This window comes from Altererythrobacter sp. CAU 1644, assembly GCF_029623755.1.
Taxonomy (GTDB): domain Bacteria; phylum Pseudomonadota; class Alphaproteobacteria; order Sphingomonadales; family Sphingomonadaceae; genus Erythrobacter; species Erythrobacter arenosus.
The window spans coordinates 2094001-2112251 of the sequence record NZ_CP121106.1 but is presented as its reverse complement, the minus strand read 5'-3'; the positions used below and the strand labels follow the sequence as shown (position 1 = coordinate 2112251).

Below are 18251 nucleotides of genomic sequence, written 5' to 3'. Positions count from 1 at the left end.
ACCTCCGATCCCGACTGGGTCCAGACCTACGACACCAACCTCGAGTACTACACCGTGGTCGGTGCCAGCGGGACCGATGCCGCAGGCGACTTCGGCGATACCGAGGCGCTCAACTTCGGTAATGTCGAGTACGGCTCGATCTCGGGCACCAAGTTCGTCGATGGCGACGGCGATCTTGAGACGACGGATGACCAGAGCGCCTATACCGAGGCGGGCGGGTGGACGATCTACCTGTTCGACAGCGATCCGGGCATGAACCCGACGCTGCCGGGCAGCTCGATCGCCATGACCACCACCGATGCGAGCGGCAACTACACCTTCGACGAGCTGTTGCCGGGCACCTATTGGGTGGTCGAGGAGAGCAAGACCGGCTGGGTCAACGTCTCCCCGATCGTCGTCTCGGTCGGCGAGCAGACCTCCGGCTTCGAGGTTGTCGACCAGGACTTCTACAACTTCGAGCTGTTCGATATCTCGGGCCACAAGTGGGTCGATGACGATGGCGACGGAGTGTGGGATGCCGGCGAGCAAGGCTATGTCGGCTGGACCATCAACATCGTCGGCGACACCGACGGCGACGGCGAGTTCGACGACTTCTCCGACAGCGTGCTGACCGGTGCAAACGGCTATTACGAGTTCACCGACCTCGGACCGGGCACCTATCGGATCAGCGAGGACACCTCCGATCCCGACTGGGTCCAGACCTACGACACCAACCTCGAGTACTACACCGTGGTCGGTGCCAGCGGGACCGATGCCGCAGGCGACTTCGGCGATACCGAGGCGCTCAACTTCGGTAATTTCGCCGACATGTCCGTGTCAGGCTTCAAGTGGGAGGATGCCGACGGTGACAAGACCTGGAACGAGGAGAACGACGCGGTCCGTTCGGGCTGGACCATCATCCTCGACTTCGACGACGATCCGACCAATGGCTACATCGCCTCGACCACCACAGATGTCGACGGCAGCTACTCGTTCGACGGGCTCAACCCGTTCACTGCGGCCGAAGTCGTCGGCGTGGGCGGCGCAGTGCTGGGTGACGATGCCGACGGCACGCTGTATGTCTACGAGGCGCTGCTGACCAGCGACTGGATCCAGACCTACGGCAACTACACATTCGACATCGAGAGCGGCAACACCGTCACCGGTACGCTCGGCGAGGCCGAGAAGGGCAACTTCGGCAACTTCCTGCCCGACCCGAGCATCGACATCGAAAAGAGCGTGAAGACCAATCTCTTCGATTATCTACCGGAGGATCCGCCCGAAGGAAGCGATGACGATCCCGATGGCCTCCAGGCGAGCACAAGCACGACAGTGACGTTCAAGCTGGTCGTGACCAACACCGGCAACGAAACCCTGACGGCAATCACGCTGAGCGATACCGTCCTGCACACCGTCAACGGGATCACTTCCTCGGAGTCCATCGTCTACACGCCGGACCTGGATCCGACGACGCTCGATGCATTCAATGTGTTCGTCGATCTCAATGGCAATGAAACCGAAGATCTCGGCGAGGCATGGTCGAATTTCGACACCGATGGAGATGGCACCATCGATGCCGGTGAAATCCTTACTCTGGCACCGGAAGAGTCGTTCACACTCTATTACAACCTCACTTCGGAACTAGGCCAGCACGAGAACACCGGCATGGTCGAAGCGATATCGGCGATCAGCACCACGACGGTCTCGGACGCAGACGATGCCAACTACTACGTGCTCGAGGAAGATTGCGTGGGCGTCGGCACGCCGGGCTTCTGGAGCAACAACGGTTACCTGTTCTGGGATGGCATTGTCGGCAATGAGGGCAAGCATGCCGGCGATCCCAATGATCCTGACGACAGCGATCCCGGATTTGCCGAAGGAGAGCTGGTCTACGCAGTTGACTCCAACGGAGATGGATTCCTCAACGCGGTTGACGGAGACGGGATCAATGATGGGGAACCGCTCGACGACGTCCAAGGACTGCTGATCGGCGACTATAACCAGAATGGTGTCGAGGATGCGTGGGAAGATACGATCTTCATCAGCCTCAACGACGCGCAGCAGCTAATCGACGCTTCCAATCGTCCGAAGGGTCCGGCGGATGGACTGTGGATCATGGGCCGCGACGTGGTCGCGACCTGGCTCAACTTCCTCGCCAACAATCCGGATCCGTCAGATCCGGGGCAGGAAAATTGCATTGGAGACGCAGGCAATCCTTACAGTGCCCAGGCCTACCTCAACGAAGCGATCGACTGGCTGCAACGCTGGGATGGCTCGAACAATGACGCGGTCTTCGATCTCGATGGCGCGGGCAAGGTGAGGACCAATTCGGCGGGTTGGCAGAAGCCCGGCGACGAGGTCAATCCGGCGGGCGAGTACACCATCTCCGGCTCGGCGATCCATTCGGCGCTCGATAGCTACAACAATACCGGCACGATATGGGATCCGGACAAGGGCGAGTATGTCGAATTCTGTTGCGACCGCGACAGCGAGGAAGCCAAGCTGGCCATGGAACAGGTCGACCAGTATCTCAGCCAGAGCCTGTACGAAACCAAGTCGACGGAGGTTTACAGCATTGTCTCGCTCGGCGACGCCTCACTGTTCGATCACAACGATGCCAGCAACAAGTTGATCGAGGATGCCGACCTGGCGTTGGCATCGCAGATGAGTTCGATTGCATGAAACGACCAAGACGACACACAAAGGTCATCTCAAGTTCTGTCCAAGGACCTGGATGATCGGCTTGGAGAAAGGGCATCTTCGCTGGGATGCCCTTTCTCCCTTTTCGTGCCCGGTGGGGGGCAGGACGAGATTCACAATGGGAACTCTCCCGATAAACGGGAACGGAGGGTAGCAGATTGGGGTCGATAACAGACGTTGAGTTGCCGCGCGGCCGGCTCGCCAACTGGCTTGCAGAACCGCTCCGGGCGAACCGCCCGATCTACATGAAGGTGGCGTTGGCCGCGGCCCTGATAAATGTCTTCGCGCTGATAACCGCGCTGTTCACAATGACCGTCTACGACCGCGTCGTTCCCAACAACGCGACGGATTCGCTCATCGCGCTGGTGATCGGGCTTGCGATCATCCTGATCTTCGATTTCTGTCTAAAGCTGCTGCGCGCCTATTTCGTCGACGTCGCCGGGGCACGGATAGATCGCGATATCGGCAAGACGATTTTCGAACATATCCTGGACATGCGGATGGATCTCGGCCGCAGATCAACAGGCGGCATGGCAGGCCTCGTACGCGAGATCGACACACTGCGCGATTTCTTCGCTTCCGCCACCATCACCGCGCTGGTCGACCTGCCCTTCATCATCGTCACTCTCGCCGTGATCGCGCTTATCGGCGGGTGGATCGTGCTGGTGCCGATGGCGATGATCCCGATCGTCATCGGAGCCGCTTTGATCTCGCAGCCGGTGATGAAACGGCTGTCGGCCGAGACGCTGGGAGAAGCCCTCGGCAAGCAGTCGGTGCTGGTCGAAACGATCGGCAGTCTCGAAACTGTCAAGTCGGCGAACGCAGGTTCCATCCTCACTCGTCGCTGGGACGATGCAGTGAGCGGGCACGCGGGCGCGTCGTTGCGCCAGCGGGTCGTTTCGAACATCGCCATCACCATTGCCGGCACCGCGCAGACCATGGCCTATACGGGCGTTGTCATCTTCGGTGTGTTTGCCATCGCTGCTCAGGAACTGACACTGGGCGGCCTGATCGCCTGTTCGATCCTGGCCGGTCGCGTCGTGGCGCCGCTGTCGACGATTGCCCACCTGCTGACCCGGCTTAACGCCGCCCGCACCGCCTATCACCAGATCGACAAGTTCATGGAACAGCCGGGCGAGGGACCGCGTGGTGCGGGCCTGCAGGTCGGCCATGTCGATGGGGCAATCGAGTTCCGCAATGTCGATTTCCGCTACCCCGATGCACCCGAACTGGCGCTTTCCAACGTCAATTTCAGCATCGCGAAGGGCGAGCACATCGGGTTGATCGGACCGATCGGGTCGGGCAAATCGACCATCGCCCGCCTGATGATCGGGCTCTATCCCCCGACCAGTGGCCTGGTGCTGATCGACGGGACCGACGTCCGCCAGCTTTCGCCATCCTCGCTTCGCAAGAAGCAGGGTGCCCTCCTGCAGGACAACGTGCTTTTGACAGGCTCGATCCGCGACAACATCCTGCTCGGCCGCGAAGACGTTGGCGAAGAGGAGATGATGCGCGCCTCCAAAGTCAGCCTGGCGCACGAGTTCATCACCCGCTTCCCGCAGGGCTACGACCTCGATCTGGCCGATCGCGGCGAAGGATTATCCGGGGGGCAGCGCCAGTCGATCGCTCTCACGCGAGCGCTGATCGGCAAGCCACCGATCATCATCATGGATGAACCGACCTCTGCGGTGGACACGGAAACCGAAAAGCGACTGATGGAGAACCTTCGCGAAGAGTTCGAGGGACGCACACTGGTCTTGATCACCCATCGGCCTTCGTTGCTGCGGATGGTCGACCGCATAGTCATGCTCGCCAACGGACGTGTTATCATGGACGGATCGACCGATTCCATCCGGAGCCAGGTGGCCGATATTCGAAGCGCATCGAGAGGACGCAATGGCCAAGCTGCTTGATTATCTGAACGGGGCCGACGCGCCGGTCGAGGAGCAGGAATTCGTCGCGCGCAAGTCAGCCAATTTGATCCTCTATGCGATCATCGCATTCTTCGTCCTGCTGTTCGCCTGGGCGGCGTTGACGGAAATCGACCGCAGCGTTCGAGGATTGGGCAATGTCGTTCCCAGTTCGAAGCTTCAGATCGTGTCCAATCTCGAAGGCGGAGTCGTAGAAGAAATTCTCGTCAAGCCGGGCGCGACGGTCAAGAAAGGCGACATCATCGTTCGACTTTCGCCGACGCTTTCCAGCGCGGCCTTCGGCAGCTCGACCGCCGAAGTCAGCGCACTACAGGCCAAGATCGCCCGACTGGACGCCGAAGTTCGCGGCGTTACGCCGCAATACGGGGTCGCTCCTGAAAACCAGGTGGCGATCGAACAATCGCTTCACGCTGCCCGCCGGGCCGAGTTGCAGAGCGCGATGGCGGCTGGGTCGGCACGCGTCAATCAGGCCGAACGCGCTGTAATCGAAGCGCAATCGATGCTCGACGCGCGCAGATCGACACTTTCCGCGCTGGAACAGGAACTCGACATGATCCGGCCCTTGGTCGAAACCAAGGTCATCCCTCGGGTCGACCTCATCAAGACCGAGAACGATGTCCTGGTCGCCCGCAAGGAAGTCGATTCGGGCGTCGCCGCGCTCGCCCGTGCACGCGCGGGAGTCGCCGAAGCCAAGGCGCAAAGCGCGCAGATGCGCAGCGATTGGCTCAGCCGCACGGCGGGCGAATTGAGCATGGCCCAAGCCGAGCTGAGTTCGAAGCAGTTGCAGCTCCCGGCGCTGTCCGATCGGGTCGATCGCACCGTCATTCGCAGCCCGGTGACAGGCATCGTCAACCGGGTGCTGGTGACGACGGTCGGGGGAACGGTCGCGGCTGGCAGCCCGATCGCGGAGATCGTGCCGTCGAAGGATGCGCTCTACATCGAGGCGATGATCCGCCCGCAAGATATAGCGAACGTCAGCCTCGGTCAGACCGCTCGCCTCGAGATCACGGCCTACAACCAGGCGATCTATGGCACGCTGGAGGGAACAGTGACCTCGATTTCGCCCGACGCGGTGAAGGACGAGCGGACCGGAGAAACCTTTTACACCGTCGAAGTTCAGACGACCGAGCAGTTGCACGACCAAAGGGGAAAACCGCTCAAGATCGGCCCGGGCATGATGGCGAACGTCAATCTTCTCGGCGAAAAGCGTTCGATCCTGTCCTATGTCTTCACGCCGATCACACGGCTCAGCCAGACGGCATTTCGCGACTGATGCGACTTGGAGAAGCTGTCAGTCGCGCATCAGGATGCGCAGGTTGTCCAACGCCACTTGCGGCAGTAGCGAACCATCGGTCGCGGCGATGGTCAGCATCGGCCTCAGGGGCTTGCCGCGATCGCTGCTGTCGATCTGGAACGTGATCGAGAAATCGTGCCAGGCACCGCCGCTGACCTGCGTGTCCTTGCCGGCGGGGCTCACCGGATTGCCCTCCAGCGCATCGAACCGCCCTTGCCCATCCTGTCGCATCTGGTGACCAAGTGAGAGCCTGACGTCGGCAGGAGCGAAAACCGACCCGCAAACCTCGAACTGCGTGCCGCCCGTGTTGCGGAAGAACGTCGATGGTGAAACCGTCATCCTGGCCGAATTGCTCGCTGGTGTGAGTTGGAGGACGTGTCCGCCCGAACCAATCATCGGGAATGCGATTTTGCCGCCCTCGGCCTTCAGCGAGCGATCATTGGCATCTCCATAAGTGGCGTTCTCGAAGTCCCCGCTGCGCAGCAGGTCCTCTCCGGAACCGCATCCCCTCATGCGCGCCAGCGGCGCTTCGGCCCGACTTGCCCGTGGCACAATTACCCCATGCCCGCCGTTACGATCAATTCGCGTACCGCGCGCGGCCGAGAGTCGTTCGAGCCGATCGAGAATTGCTTCGCGCATCGACCCTACCGCCGGGACCGGTCGGTAATCGAGGATGCGGATCGGAATGACCTCCGCCCGCGCAACCTTTCCATCGTCGAGCCATGCCCGAAGCACGAAACTGCCATGCGTTTCCAGAAAGTACTGATCGAACAGGAAATTTCCGCTCGAATACGCGATCAGCCCATCGTTGTAGAGCTCAATCCCCTGCGGCACATGCGGGTGATGCGACGCGACCAACGCGGCTCCGCGATCGACCGCAAGTTTCATTCTGCGTTCGCTCTCTTCCGTGGGACCGTCGCTGTACTCGCGGCTGCCGTGGTATTGGGCGATGATGTTGCGACCGAGCGCGGCCTCCCGCGCCACGCTGGCAGCGATGTTCTTGTCGGAGCCGTGTGCCGCCCCGCCCTTGCCCGCTTCAGCCACCTGGTTGGGCTCGACCGAGCCCTTCCACCCGACATAGCCGAGCAGCGAAAGCGCTTGTCCTCCAACATCGAGGCGCGAGGCACGCAGCGCCTGCTCCTCGTTCAATCCTGCGCCCGACCAAGCGAGCCCCGCCCTCTCCACCGCATCGATCGTTGAGACCACGCCTTCCTCGAGAAGGTCGTAGCTGTGGTTGTTGCCCAGCGAAACATGATCGAAGCCCGCGTCCGCCAGCGCGTGCGCCAGCGCCGGAGAGGCGTAGAAGGTCACGCTCTTGGGCGGCGAATTGCCGAAATCGCGATCGGACAGGACGATCTCGAGGTTTACCGACGCAAGGTCCGCGGTTTCGACATAGGGCCGCATCGGTTCGAGGAGTGCCTTGATGTCGGGAAGAGGATCCGCGGGATCGATCAGTTGCCGTTCGCCCCAGATGGGCTCGACATAGCGTCGCCCCGCCATAGCATCGCCGGCGAACAACAGTTCGATCCGGCCTGCTTTTCGCGCAACAACTTCGATCGCAGGTATCTGCAGGCAGTCGCAGATCGCGCGGTAGATTTCGTTATGGCCGAATGTCTGCACCGTCGGGTGGATCAATCCGCCCTCGACAACGATCTGATAATAGGGCGCTATTGGCACTTGTACCGCATAGGCGCCCTCACCGTGGACGGTTGCTGCCTGGCCATTGATCTTTGCGGTCAATCCGTTCGCGGAAACGCGATCAAAGGCGGTATCGATCACACCGCTCGCCTGGAACTGCTGTGGCTCTTTGGCGAGCGCGAAAGTGGCGGGAACCGTCATCCCTGCAAGTGCCGCGAGCGCCATTTTCCCCAACGTCACTGCGCGCGCTCTCCCCTTGGCGACCTTCACTTCTGCGCACCTTCCTAGGATTAGCTCCCCGAGCCAAGCCTTTACTGCGAAATCGGTCATAGATTGAAGCTATGAGACCATCTCCGAATAGTCCTATTCGCTCCACGGTCGCACGCGCAATGTCAGCCGATGGGACAACCACGGACGGCCCTGATCATCGGGGGTGGAATCATCGGAGTGACAAGCGCTTACACGCTTGCCCGCGATGGCTGGCAGGTCCGGTTGGTGGAACGCGAAGCCGAAATTGCGCTCGGCGCCTCGTGGGGCAACGGTCGTCAACTCAGCTATAGCCATACCAATGCTCTCGCGAACCCCGGCATTCTCTCGCAATTACCCGGTCTGTTGCTTGGCTGCGACGACGCATTCCGATTGAGCCTGCGGCCCGAACCACACTACCTGCTCTGGCTGCTGCGCTTGCTGGGCAACTCGTCCGGATCCGCCTATCGCCAGAACACGCTGGAAACTCTTGCCCTGGCCGAGCAGTCGCGAAGCGCGATGAATGCCTTGCTCGCGCGTCATCCGATCGAGTTTGACCGCCGCAAGGTTGGCAAGCTGGTCTTGCTGCGCGGCGAGAAGGAAGTCCGCGCAGCACGAGAAATCATGGAGCTGAAACGCGCGGCCGGCCTGAGGCAATTTCTACTCAGCGCTGATGAAGCCCGCGCGATCGAGCCTGCCCTTGCCCAGTCGACCGATCCGATAACTGCGGCGCTCCACGCCCCTGATGACGAAACGGGTGACTGCAATGCTTTTGCGCGCGCTCTGTGGAAGCTGACGGCGCGCGAGTTTGGTGCCAAGCTAGCCTTGCGTCGCCAGGTGCTGGCCATAGGACGGGGCAAGACCGAATCCCGCGTGCACCTCGACAATGGTGATGTTCTGTCCGCGCAGCAGGTGGTGGTCGCAAACGGCCACTGCGCAGCTCGCCTTCTTCGGCCGCTGGGTTACAATCTCCCGATCGAGCCCATGAAGGGGTATTCCTTCACCGCGCCGATAGGAAATGCACCCCCCTGCGTTTCAATCACGGACAGCAAGCGAAGGATCGTGTTCACCAACATCGGCACCCGAATGCTGGTGGCTGGAATAGCCGAGCTGGGTCGCCACGATCGCGAGGTCGCCCCCGACCGTCTAGACACGATGATAGATGCGGCCAGGGCATCCCTGCCGGAAGCCGCAGTCTACTCCGAATGCGACCAGGGCTGGGCCGGATTCCGGCCCCTCACACCGAACTCGCAGCCTCTCATTCGCCAGTTGGAGCGGGGGATCGCGGTAAATGGCGGCCACGGCATGCTGGGCTGGACACTGGCAATGGGGTCGGCCGAGAGGCTCTCCAAGCTGGTTGCCGCTCGCTAGAGATCGTCGGCTGAGACATATTCCTCGATATCGCATGTCGTCGCGACGCCCAGAACAAGCGCATTGATGACGCGTTTCCAGAAGGCGGTGCCAAACAGTTTTCTCAGCATTGCGTTCGCTTCACCAGGGGCAAGCCAGGGAGCGCGCCGGTGTATTTACCGTCACTGATCAGAGGTTCCCCATTCACGATCAGAAAGCGCACCCCGGTCGATAGCTTGTCTGGCTCCTGGTAGCTGGCGCGCGGGGCAAACTCCCGCGCGTCGAAGATGACGATATCAGCCGCATAGCCGGGCTTCAGATAGCCGCGATCTACAAGCCCGACGATCTCCGCAGTCTGCGCGCTTGAGCGGCGTATGAAGCGTGCCAGAGGCATGTCGCCATCTGCAACGAGGTCGCGGAAGGCTTTGGGAAAGCTGGCATATTTGCGCGGATGGCCCGAAGATCCGTCGGATCCGGTAACTACCCATTCGCGATGAGCGAATTCCGCGATGTCCACCTCGCTCATGTTGAAGGAGGCGACGCGCGCGTCGCCCTGCTTCAGGATCGCAATGGCGGCCGCCACCGGATCGAGGCCCATGCTCCGGGCTACTTCGGCCAGAGTCTTGCCTGTCTCGACTTCGGCCCCTTCCAGCGATCCTGTGATGAGAAGCTTGTCCGCACCTCCCCTGCGCACGAGCCCATCGGCGATTCCCGATCGAATTGCAGCCTGTTGGTCTGGATCATCGAAGCGCATTCGCAGCGCATACAGTCCACCCTCTAGCGCCCATCGCGGCACCAGCGCGTTGCTGATCCGCGTTCCCGAAGCTGACCACGGATACTGGTCGGCGCTTACGCGTTGGCCGGATTCCTGCGCCGCCTCGATCAGCGCGATCATCTCCGCGCTCTTGCCCCAGACTTCAGGACCCAGCGCCTTGATGTGGGAGATATGGACGGGAAGCCCGGCACGCCGTCCGATTTCCAGTGTCTCGGCGACGGCACCTGTAACCGAGATGTTGTAGGTACTCTCGTCGCGCATATGCGTATCGTAATAGCCGCCGAGCGCGCCCGCTACCGAGGCCAGGGCAACCACTTCGTCAGTCGCTGCGTAATTCTGGGGCACGTAATAGAGACCTGCCGACAGACCCCATGCGCCCTCGCACATGGATTTGCGGACCGAGGCCTTCATTAGCTCAAGCTCCGCCTCTGTAGGAGCGCGATTGGCTAGTCCGACTGCGGCCTCGCGGATGGGACCGAATCCAGCAAGAAAGGCGACATTGGTGCCGACGCCCATCCCCCGCATTCGCTGCGCCTGCTCGGCAATGTCTGGGGCACCGAAGCCGTCATTGCCGATGACGACGCTCGAAACGCCTTGGAAAGCAAAGGCGAGATTGGCGCGCCTAGGCGCGTCGGGCGAGGACAGATCCTCATCGGCGTGTGTGTGGGGGTCAATGAAGCCTGGCGCCACGATCAGGCCCTCGGCAACTATCGTCTTTGCGGCATTGAACCTCGCACGAGCACCCTCGCCCACAAAGGATATCCGGCCATCGTCGACCACCACGTCGACGCGCCTGCCGTCGGCAAGCGAGCCGTCGAACACCGTCCCCCCGGTGATGAGAAGATCAGCCGCTTCCCGGTCGGGGCCCGCGACGACCGATTGGCACGCGGACAGCAGGATCAGACCGAGACATGCTGGGGCCAATGCGGCGAGGCGGCTGGCTCTCATTCCCTTGGCGTTTCCAGCAGTGCCTGCATCATCGCCTCCGAAGCTGCCACGCCGAGCCTGCGGACAAGCGCGCGATCGGTTTCGTCCCCCAGCTCGTAGGTCGCGGTCGGCACACCGAACCGTTCGTAGACCCAGGCCTTCGACACGGCGCTGTCGCGATTGTGACCGGGCACCTCCTTGACTTGATAACCCGGCAAGCGGGCCTGGTACGCCTCGAGCCAGGCCTCGGTGAAGCCGGCCGGATCAGTCGGGAGCTCCTTGTCGAGCGTGTAAACAAGGTCGTTCCGGGTCGAATGAAAGTCGATGAACAGCCGAAGCTTGTCCTGCGGATCTGCTGCAATCTGTTCGAACAGATCGCGCATGAGCTGCGTCTCTGGCTGCGTGAACGGACCCCAATCGCGGTTCAGATCGATTCCGCGCACATTGTGCCGCCAATGTCCGTGAACGACACCATCCGGGTTGAGCATCGGCACGACCACAGTGCGAAAGCGTGCACGATAGGCCCTTGCAAGGTCGCTATCGCCTAGGATCGTCTCGACGAAGGGTAGCAAGGCCAGTGCCCCGGTCACCTCTGGGGGATGCTGCCTGCCAAGCAGGACCACCGTCTCGCGCTGGCCCTCCCCTGATGCAGCGATGGTCAAGGCCGGGATCTCGCGCCCTTCGACCGACTTGCCGAGAACGAACCGGGATACGTCCTGATGTCGGACCATGTCATCGAGCCATGCATCATAAGTTGGGGGGACGAATATCTCCTGCGCGGCAATGAAGATCGGCTCTGGCCCCACCTGCATCGTCAATTTCGCCCCGGTGGTCGTATCGTACCCAAGGATATCCAGAATGGTCGCCTGCTTGAGTGAAAGGTCGCCACGCGGAACCGGCTCCCAGGTTTTCCCGTCGCGACTGATCTTGGGCCAGTAACGGTGGTCGCAATCGCTGTATTCCAGCTCGATCTCGACCTTTCGCCTCTGTTCGGAAGCAACCCGAAAGGCATACCACGGACTGCAGTTGATCGGCGGGTCGTCCTCCGGCTCGATCTTGAGCTTGATCGATCGATCTCGCTCGACCGAGCAGCCGGCCAAGGCGCCAGCCGGGAAGTCCGTATCGACGCGGAGGCCTGCGCCCAAGCACAATACCTCCGGAGAGCCGGCTGCGGCCGAGAATGAGTCGGAATCGGCTTCCGATACTGCGGTGCAGCCGCCAAGCAGCGTCGCGGCTGCAAGCATGATGGTGGAAAGACGCCTCACGCAGCCACTTCCCCGTTCGTTGGGTTTCCGCCCGGTTGCGCAGCAACGGACCGGCGAAATCGGAAACAGGCTCTCATGCGTCACTCCCCACGGACAGCCTTCTACGGTCTGCCCCCCTGTAGTTCGCATGCTGCCGCAACCCAGCCAATGCGGCAATCGTTCGATCATGAAGAATAAGGAGGTCCGGTATAGCGCCCGGTTATTCCGCCTGAGGATTTAAGCCGGGGTGACCAGCTCGGCGATGGCACGATCGAAATCGACCAGCACCTTGCGCAAGGTCGCCACCGTGTCCTCGATCAGCTGCACATAGGGATGGTCGGCGAGCGCCGTGGCAAAGATCTCGAACTCCGGCAGATCTTCCAGCATGTAGCGATGCAATCCGGTCCCAAGGTGGGAGAATGCTGTATACTGGTCGGCAATGGCAAACCCCACCCGCTTCCGCGCCAGTGATAATGCGACGTGATAGGTATGGGCGGTGACGATCTCGTTGGGCTCGATTTCGCGCGCGGAAAGCGCTCCGCCAATCAGCGTGCCTAGCGGACCGCTTTCGCGCATCCCGATGAAGTCGGTCCCGTGCAATATCGCCGGATCGATCGGCCCGTCACCGTGTTCGATGGCATCGCCCGAAACCAGGACCAGCTTACCCGCACCGATGCGATAGGATTTCAGCAAGGGATCTTCGAGCGGTTCGAACCCGATGCACAGGTCGCTGCGCTTCTCGTACAGAGCCTTGCCGATTTCCGCCGAGTGCAATGTGGTCAGCTCGAAGCTGAACAGAGGATCGTTATCGCGCATCCGTGAGATCAGTTCGGGCCCGACCGAAAGACTCAAAGACGGAAGTACGCCAAGGCGAAGATGCTCGCCGCGGCGGTTGCGGATATTCGCCGCCGATATCTTGAGCATCCGGATCTGGTCATAGATCCGATCGACGTCGGCATAGAGCTCGTGCGCCGCATCGGTGGCGATGAGGCGCCCCTTGTCGCGCGTGAACAGTTCGAAACCGAGCTGGTCTTCAAGGTGGCGCAGCACCTTGCTGACCGAAGGCTGCGATACGAACAGATTTCGCGCCGCCCCACTGATCGAGCCGGCCCGATAGACATGATAGAAGATCTCGATCTGGCGCAGCCTCATGCGGTCCAGTGTGCATGGCTTTCCCGCGGGCGCAAGCTTTGTGGGGCTAAAGAGGACTGGTGATCCCCAGCCACTCGGTGGATTCGGCGGCCCTGAGGACCAGCCGCAACCCCAAGATTGCTGCGACCAGCACCACCGCTGCCCCAGCGGTATTCGTCAGCACGCCATTCGCATAGCGGCCGAGCACAGCCTTCTGATTCATGGCGAACAGCAGGAAAACGGCAATGATGGGAAGCAACAGACCATTGGCGAACTGGGCCGTCAGGATGATCGTGATCGGCTTGATACCGGCGAGCGCTAGTGCGGCACCGATAGCGACCACGCTAAGCGCAACCGCCCTGTGCATGGCGCGCTTGGAACCGGTCGCAATCGGCAAGATCTCTGTCATCGCATAGGCCGTCGCCAGCGGGGCAGTGATCGCGCTGGAAAGCCCCGCGGCGAATAGCCCGGCCCCCAGCAGGTACTTTGAGTAGGAACCGAACAGCGGTTCAAGCTGGGTCGCCATGTCGCCGGCGCTCTCCACGCTTAGACCCGCCGCGAACATGCTCGCCGCCGCGGTCGAAACGATCAGGATCGTGATGAGCCCTCCCAGGCCGATGGCAATGGCTGTGTCGGCACGCGCGTCGGACAGGCTTTCGGGACTGGGCCACCGCCGCTTCGCTGCGGCAGCATGCAGAAACAGATTGTAGGGGACCACGGTGGTACCGATGAGCGCAACGACCGTGAGCAACCCGCCTTCCGGAATAGCGGGTACAAGGAGACCTCTGCCCAGCGCCCCGAGGTCGGGTCGCACGATTGCGAAAGTCGCGACGAACGCCAGGGCCATCACGACGACGAGGCCCACAAGCACGCGTTCGATGTGGCGATAGCTTCCCACCCACAACAGACCTGCCGCAAGCGCAGCAATTGCTCCGACCGAAAGCACGAATGAACCTTCGCTATCGCCAGTCAATGCCGCCAGGCCAAGTGCAGCGCCCGACAGGTTGCCGGCCTCATAAGCCGAATTGCCGAGATAGAGCGCCAGCCCGATCAAGACGATCATCGGCCAACGCCAAAAGGACGTACGCAAGACTTCGACCAGCGTCTCGCCCAGCCCTTTCTGCGTCACGACACCGAGCCTTGCCGACATCTCCTGAAGGACCATGGTCGCCACAGTCGCGAACAGGACCGCCCATAGCAGCGTATATCCGAAGCTCGCCCCGGCGAGCGTGCTGGTGGTTACCGTACCGGGTCCAATGAAAGCCGCCGTCACCAACGCGCCGGGGCCGATGTTCCTGATCCGGCTAAGCATCAAGCGGCCCCCTCTTCTGCTCTCTCATGTCCGGATGGCCGAACCCGCCCCCCGTCGGCGTTTCGATCACGATCCGATCTCCCCGGTCGACGCTGGCCTGTCCGCAGCCGCCCAGGTCGACCACTGTCCCATCGGAACGTTCAACCGTGTTTCGCCCAACCCGGCCATCCTTGCCTCCCTGCGTTCCCCGCGGCGCGACCACGCGGTGCTCGGACAGGATCGAGCATTCCATCGGCTCAAGAAAGCGAATCCTGCGCGTGATGCCGTCGCCCGCGTTCCATCGCCCGCGCCCACCCGAACCGCGATCGATACTGAACTCGTCGAGCACCACCGGATAGCGATGTTCGAGAATTTCGGGGTCGGTCATGCGGGTGTTGGTCATGTGCGTGTGAACCGCCGCAGCGCCATCGAATCCCGGACCAGCCGGTGCACCCGAGCAGATCGTCTCGTAATATTGGTAGCGGGCATTGCCGAAGGTCAGGTTGTTCATGGTCCCCTGGCTCGACCCTAGCCGTCCTAGCGCCCCGAACAGCGCATCGGTGATCGCCTGGCTGGTCTCGACATTGCCTGCGACCACGGCCGCAGGAAACCTGGGATTCAGCAATGATCCTTCGGGCACGATGATCTCGAGCGGCTCCATGCACCCGGCATTGAGCGGGATTTCGTCATCCACCAGGCAACGGAAGACATAGAGCACCGCCGCCCGGGTAATTGCAGGCGGCGCATTGAATGCACTTTCCTGTTGGGAAGTCGTCCCGCTGAAGTCGATTGTGGCGGTTCCAGCGGAGCGGTCGGGCCGGATCGCCACTCTGATCGTCGCACCATTGTCGAGATCAAGGCTGAACTCGCCCGGCTCCAACTGGCGGATGACCAGCCTGACAGCCTGCTCGGCGGTGGCCTGGATATGCCCCATATAGGCCTGCACGACCTCGTTACCGTATTCGGCAACCAGCCTTTGCAACTCCCCAGCGCCCGCCGCGTTGGCCGCAACCTGCGCCATCAGGTCGGCCACGTTCTGCGCGATATTGCGCGCCGGATAGGGTCCTTCGCCCAGCGCGCGTTCGATCCGCTCGGTCATGAACGACCCGCGCTCGACCAGCTTGAGATTGTCGAGCAGCACGCCTTCTTCATGGATCGTTCTGCCCAGCGGAGACATGGATCCCGGTGCGATGCCGCCGACGTCCTCGTGATGCGCCCGCGAAGCGACGAAGAACAGGATCTGTTCGTCGCGATCGTCGAAGACGGGCGAAACCACCGTAATATCAGGTAGATGGGAGCCGCCATTGTGCGGATTGTTCTGAACGAACGCATCGCCCGGCTCGATCGGCACTCCGCTCTCGATGATCACTTTCACGCTGGCATCCATCGAACCGAGATGGACCGGAACATGCGGCGCATTGGCGACGAGATTCCCCGCGCGATCGAAAATCGCGCAGGAGAAGTCGAGCCGCTCCTTCACATTGACCGACTGGGAAGTGTTGCGCAGCACGATCCCCATTTGCTCGGCGATCGACATGAACAGGCTGTTGAATATCTCGAGCGTCACCGGATCGCATGTATCAGGTGAAACTCCGGTGCGGTTGAGATCAGCCACGCGTTCCAGAACCAGATGGCCGAACCGATTGATGGTACCCGACCACCCGCGTTCGATCACGATGGTCCCGGTTGGCTCGATGATAATCGCTGGGCCGGCAATCGCATGACCGCGCCTCAGGCCAGCGATGTCGAAGACCTCGGCCGGATGCCATTGACCACCTGAAAAGATGCGGTGTGAGGCAATCGGGCTCGGCGCGTCGCTGCAGGCGAAGTCGGCTGCCTGCTCGGCAATCGATTCTCCACCACCGCCGGATTCTACCACCAACGTGTCGAGCATGATGGCCTTCCCCGGTGCGAGAAAGCCGAATTGCCGGCGATGTGCCGCTTCGAATGCTTCGACCATCGCACCAGGCGAGCCAAGTGGGACGCGAATGCTGGTTTCTGTGCCGCGATAACGCAGCAGCGCGGCTGGTCGGTGATCGATTGCCGCATGATCCAGCCCCTGGCCTCGCAACTCTTCCGCGTTAAGCTGCTGCAGCTGGCCCACCGCTTGCTCGATATCATCCACGATCCCCGGCTCAAGCGGACGGTCGATGACGCGCTGTCGCTCGGTGTGGATTGCGGCGAGGCCCATGCCATAGGCCGACAAGACACCTGCGAAGGGATGCAGCAGGATCCTCGTAATGCCGAGCCGCTCGGCGACGAGGCAGGCATGCTGCCCCCCTGCCCCGCCGAAGCAATTGAGCACATAGTTCTGCACATCGTAACCGCGCGCAATCGAGATCTTCTTGATCGCCTGCGCCATGTGTTCGACCGCGATCTCGAGGAAGCCCTCGGCCACGTCTTCCGCGGTCCGGCCGTCGTCGATCTCGCGTGCGATGGCTTCGAAACCTTCGCGGGAGGCGGCGGCGTCGAGCGGCAAGTCTTGCTGCGGCCCGAATATGTGCGGGAAATGCTCAGGTTGAAATTTGCCGAGGCACAGGTTGATGTCGGTTACGGCCAGCGGTCCGCCGCGGCGATAGCAGGCCGGTCCGGGATTGGCGCCCGCGGATTCCGGACCGACGCGCAGGCGCCCGTCTTCATATCGCAGGATCGAGCCACCCCCAGCCGCCACGGTGTGAATGTGCAGCATGGGCACGCGCATGCTGACGCCCGCGACCTGTGTTTCGTAGGCCTTCTCATATTCGCCCGCGTAGTGGGAGACGTCGGTCGAGGTCCCACCCATGTCGAAGCCGATCACCCGGTCGAACCCGGCCAGGCGCGCGGTGTGGACGCAACCTACGATCCCCCCGGCTGGCCCGGAGAGGATTGCGTCCCGACCGCGGAATTCCGCTGCATCGGTCAGTCCTCCAGACGACTTCATGAACAGCAATTGCCCCGGAGATTGCCGGTGCCGGAACGCCGCGGAAATTCTCTCGACATATTCGCGCAGGACCGGCGAGAGATAGGCGTCGACCACGGTTGTCTCTCCCCGCGCGACGATTTTCGTGAGCGGGCTGACCTCATGGCTGGCCGAAACCTGGGTGAAGCCGATTTCGCGCGCTACCTCGGCGAGCGCCCTTTCATGCGCCGGGTATTCATAGGAGTGCATCAGCACGATCGCGACCGAGCGATAACCTTCGCCGTATTTCGTACTCAAGGCTACGCGAGCCTTATCAATATCTAGCTCTTGCTCGATGTGTCCGTCGTCTCTGACCCGCTCATCAATCTCGACCACGTCGCTGTAAAGCAATGCGGGTTTCTCGATATTCAGCGCGAATGTCCTGGGTCGTGACTGATAACCGATCTCCAGCACATCGCGCAGGCCGCGGGTTACCGCGAGCAGGGTTCGCTCCCCCTTGCGCTCGAGCAGGGCATTGGTAGCGACGGTCGTTCCCATCTTGAGCGCTGCGACCCGCTCCAATGAAATATCCTTATCTGCATCAAGGCCCAGCAGCTCACGCACTCCGTGGAGCGCCGCATCCTCATAGGCGCCGGGATTCTCGGATAGGTATTTGCGCGTGAGCAACTCGCCGGCAGGTGTCTGGGCAACGACATCGGTGAAAGTTCCACCACGATCGATCCAGAACTCCCACTTGCCGTCCGACCGGTCTGCACCCGCAAAACCCATGAGAGATCAACATCCCGCCCGTTGTGAAGGCGCGATATTGGGCCAGCGGGTGCGCTTTCGCAATCGCCGAGTTCCGCC

The 18251-nt window shown here is 61.7% G+C and carries 10 protein-coding genes; 4 read left to right on the top strand and 6 right to left on the bottom strand.

The annotated features are described in order from the left end of the window. The 3 genes from P7228_RS10470 to P7228_RS10460 all read left to right on the top strand — a co-directional run. A partial coding sequence (locus P7228_RS10470) for an MSCRAMM family protein (RefSeq protein WP_278015188.1) occupies positions 1-2661 on the top strand: 2661 nt, incomplete at its 5' end. 176 nt (positions 2662-2837) lie between these two features. Next, positions 2838-4592 carry a type I secretion system permease/ATPase gene (locus P7228_RS10465; protein ID WP_278015187.1) on the top strand — a complete coding sequence of 585 codons (1755 nt, stop codon included), beginning with the start codon at positions 2838-2840 and terminating at the stop codon, positions 4590-4592. Further along, positions 4576-5883: an HlyD family type I secretion periplasmic adaptor subunit gene (locus P7228_RS10460; protein ID WP_278015186.1), complete on the top strand. Its 1308-nt coding sequence runs from the start codon at positions 4576-4578 to the stop codon at positions 5881-5883. Before P7228_RS10465 ends, P7228_RS10460 begins: the two co-directional genes overlap by 17 nt. Positions 5884-5901: 18 nt before the next feature. Here P7228_RS10460 and P7228_RS10455 read toward each other — a convergent pair whose 3' ends face one another. Next, positions 5902-7782, bottom strand: a complete 1881-nt coding sequence (locus P7228_RS10455) for a CapA family protein (RefSeq protein ID WP_278015185.1) — start codon at positions 7780-7782, stop codon at positions 5902-5904. A gap of 159 nt (positions 7783-7941) precedes the next feature. Here P7228_RS10455 and P7228_RS10450 point away from each other — a divergent pair, with 159 nt between their 5' ends. Then, the gene (locus P7228_RS10450; RefSeq protein ID WP_278015184.1) at positions 7942-9159 is read left to right on the top strand and encodes an FAD-dependent oxidoreductase; all 1218 of its coding nucleotides are present in this window, start codon (positions 7942-7944) and stop codon (positions 9157-9159) included. A gap of 103 nt (positions 9160-9262) precedes the next feature. Here the strand turns inward: P7228_RS10450 and P7228_RS10445 are convergent, their stop codons facing one another. The 5 genes from P7228_RS10445 to P7228_RS10425 all read right to left on the bottom strand — a co-directional run bounded on the left by P7228_RS10445 (position 9263) and on the right by P7228_RS10425 (position 18173). Then, positions 9263-10861 (bottom strand): N-acyl-D-amino-acid deacylase family protein, encoded by a 1599-nt coding sequence (locus tag P7228_RS10445; RefSeq protein WP_278015183.1) that lies wholly within the window; start codon positions 10859-10861, stop codon positions 9263-9265. Continuing rightward, positions 10858-12105, bottom strand: a complete 1248-nt coding sequence (locus P7228_RS10440) for a M14 family metallopeptidase (protein ID WP_278015182.1) — start codon at positions 12103-12105, stop codon at positions 10858-10860. Before P7228_RS10440 ends, P7228_RS10445 begins: the two co-directional genes overlap by 4 nt. A 216-nt stretch (positions 12106-12321) precedes the next feature. Further along, a complete protein-coding gene (locus P7228_RS10435; RefSeq protein WP_278015181.1) occupies positions 12322-13236 on the bottom strand; it encodes a LysR family transcriptional regulator in 915 nt (304 codons plus the stop codon). 46 nt (positions 13237-13282) lie between these two features. Continuing rightward, entirely contained in the window at positions 13283-14527 is a 1245-nt protein-coding gene (locus P7228_RS10430; protein ID WP_278015180.1) for an Nramp family divalent metal transporter, read from the bottom strand. Next, positions 14520-18173 (bottom strand): hydantoinase B/oxoprolinase family protein, encoded by a 3654-nt coding sequence (locus P7228_RS10425; protein ID WP_278015179.1) that lies wholly within the window; start codon positions 18171-18173, stop codon positions 14520-14522. The genes P7228_RS10430 and P7228_RS10425 overlap by 8 nt, the downstream gene beginning before the upstream one ends. Positions 18174-18251 lie beyond the last annotated feature (78 nt).

Coding starts and splice junctions, on each gene's coding strand:
- P7228_RS10450 (WP_278015184.1), top strand. CDS start 7,942: ATGGGACAACCACGGACGGCCCTGATCATCGGGGGTGGAATCATCGGA.
- P7228_RS10435 (WP_278015181.1), bottom strand. CDS start 13,236: ATGAGGCTGCGCCAGATCGAGATCTTCTATCATGTCTATCGGGCCGGC.
- P7228_RS10460 (WP_278015186.1), top strand. CDS start 4,576: ATGGCCAAGCTGCTTGATTATCTGAACGGGGCCGACGCGCCGGTCGAG.
- P7228_RS10445 (WP_278015183.1), bottom strand. CDS start 10,861: ATGAGAGCCAGCCGCCTCGCCGCATTGGCCCCAGCATGTCTCGGTCTG.
- P7228_RS10430 (WP_278015180.1), bottom strand. CDS start 14,527: ATGCTTAGCCGGATCAGGAACATCGGCCCCGGCGCGTTGGTGACGGCG.
- P7228_RS10425 (WP_278015179.1), bottom strand. CDS start 18,173: ATGGGTTTTGCGGGTGCAGACCGGTCGGACGGCAAGTGGGAGTTCTGG.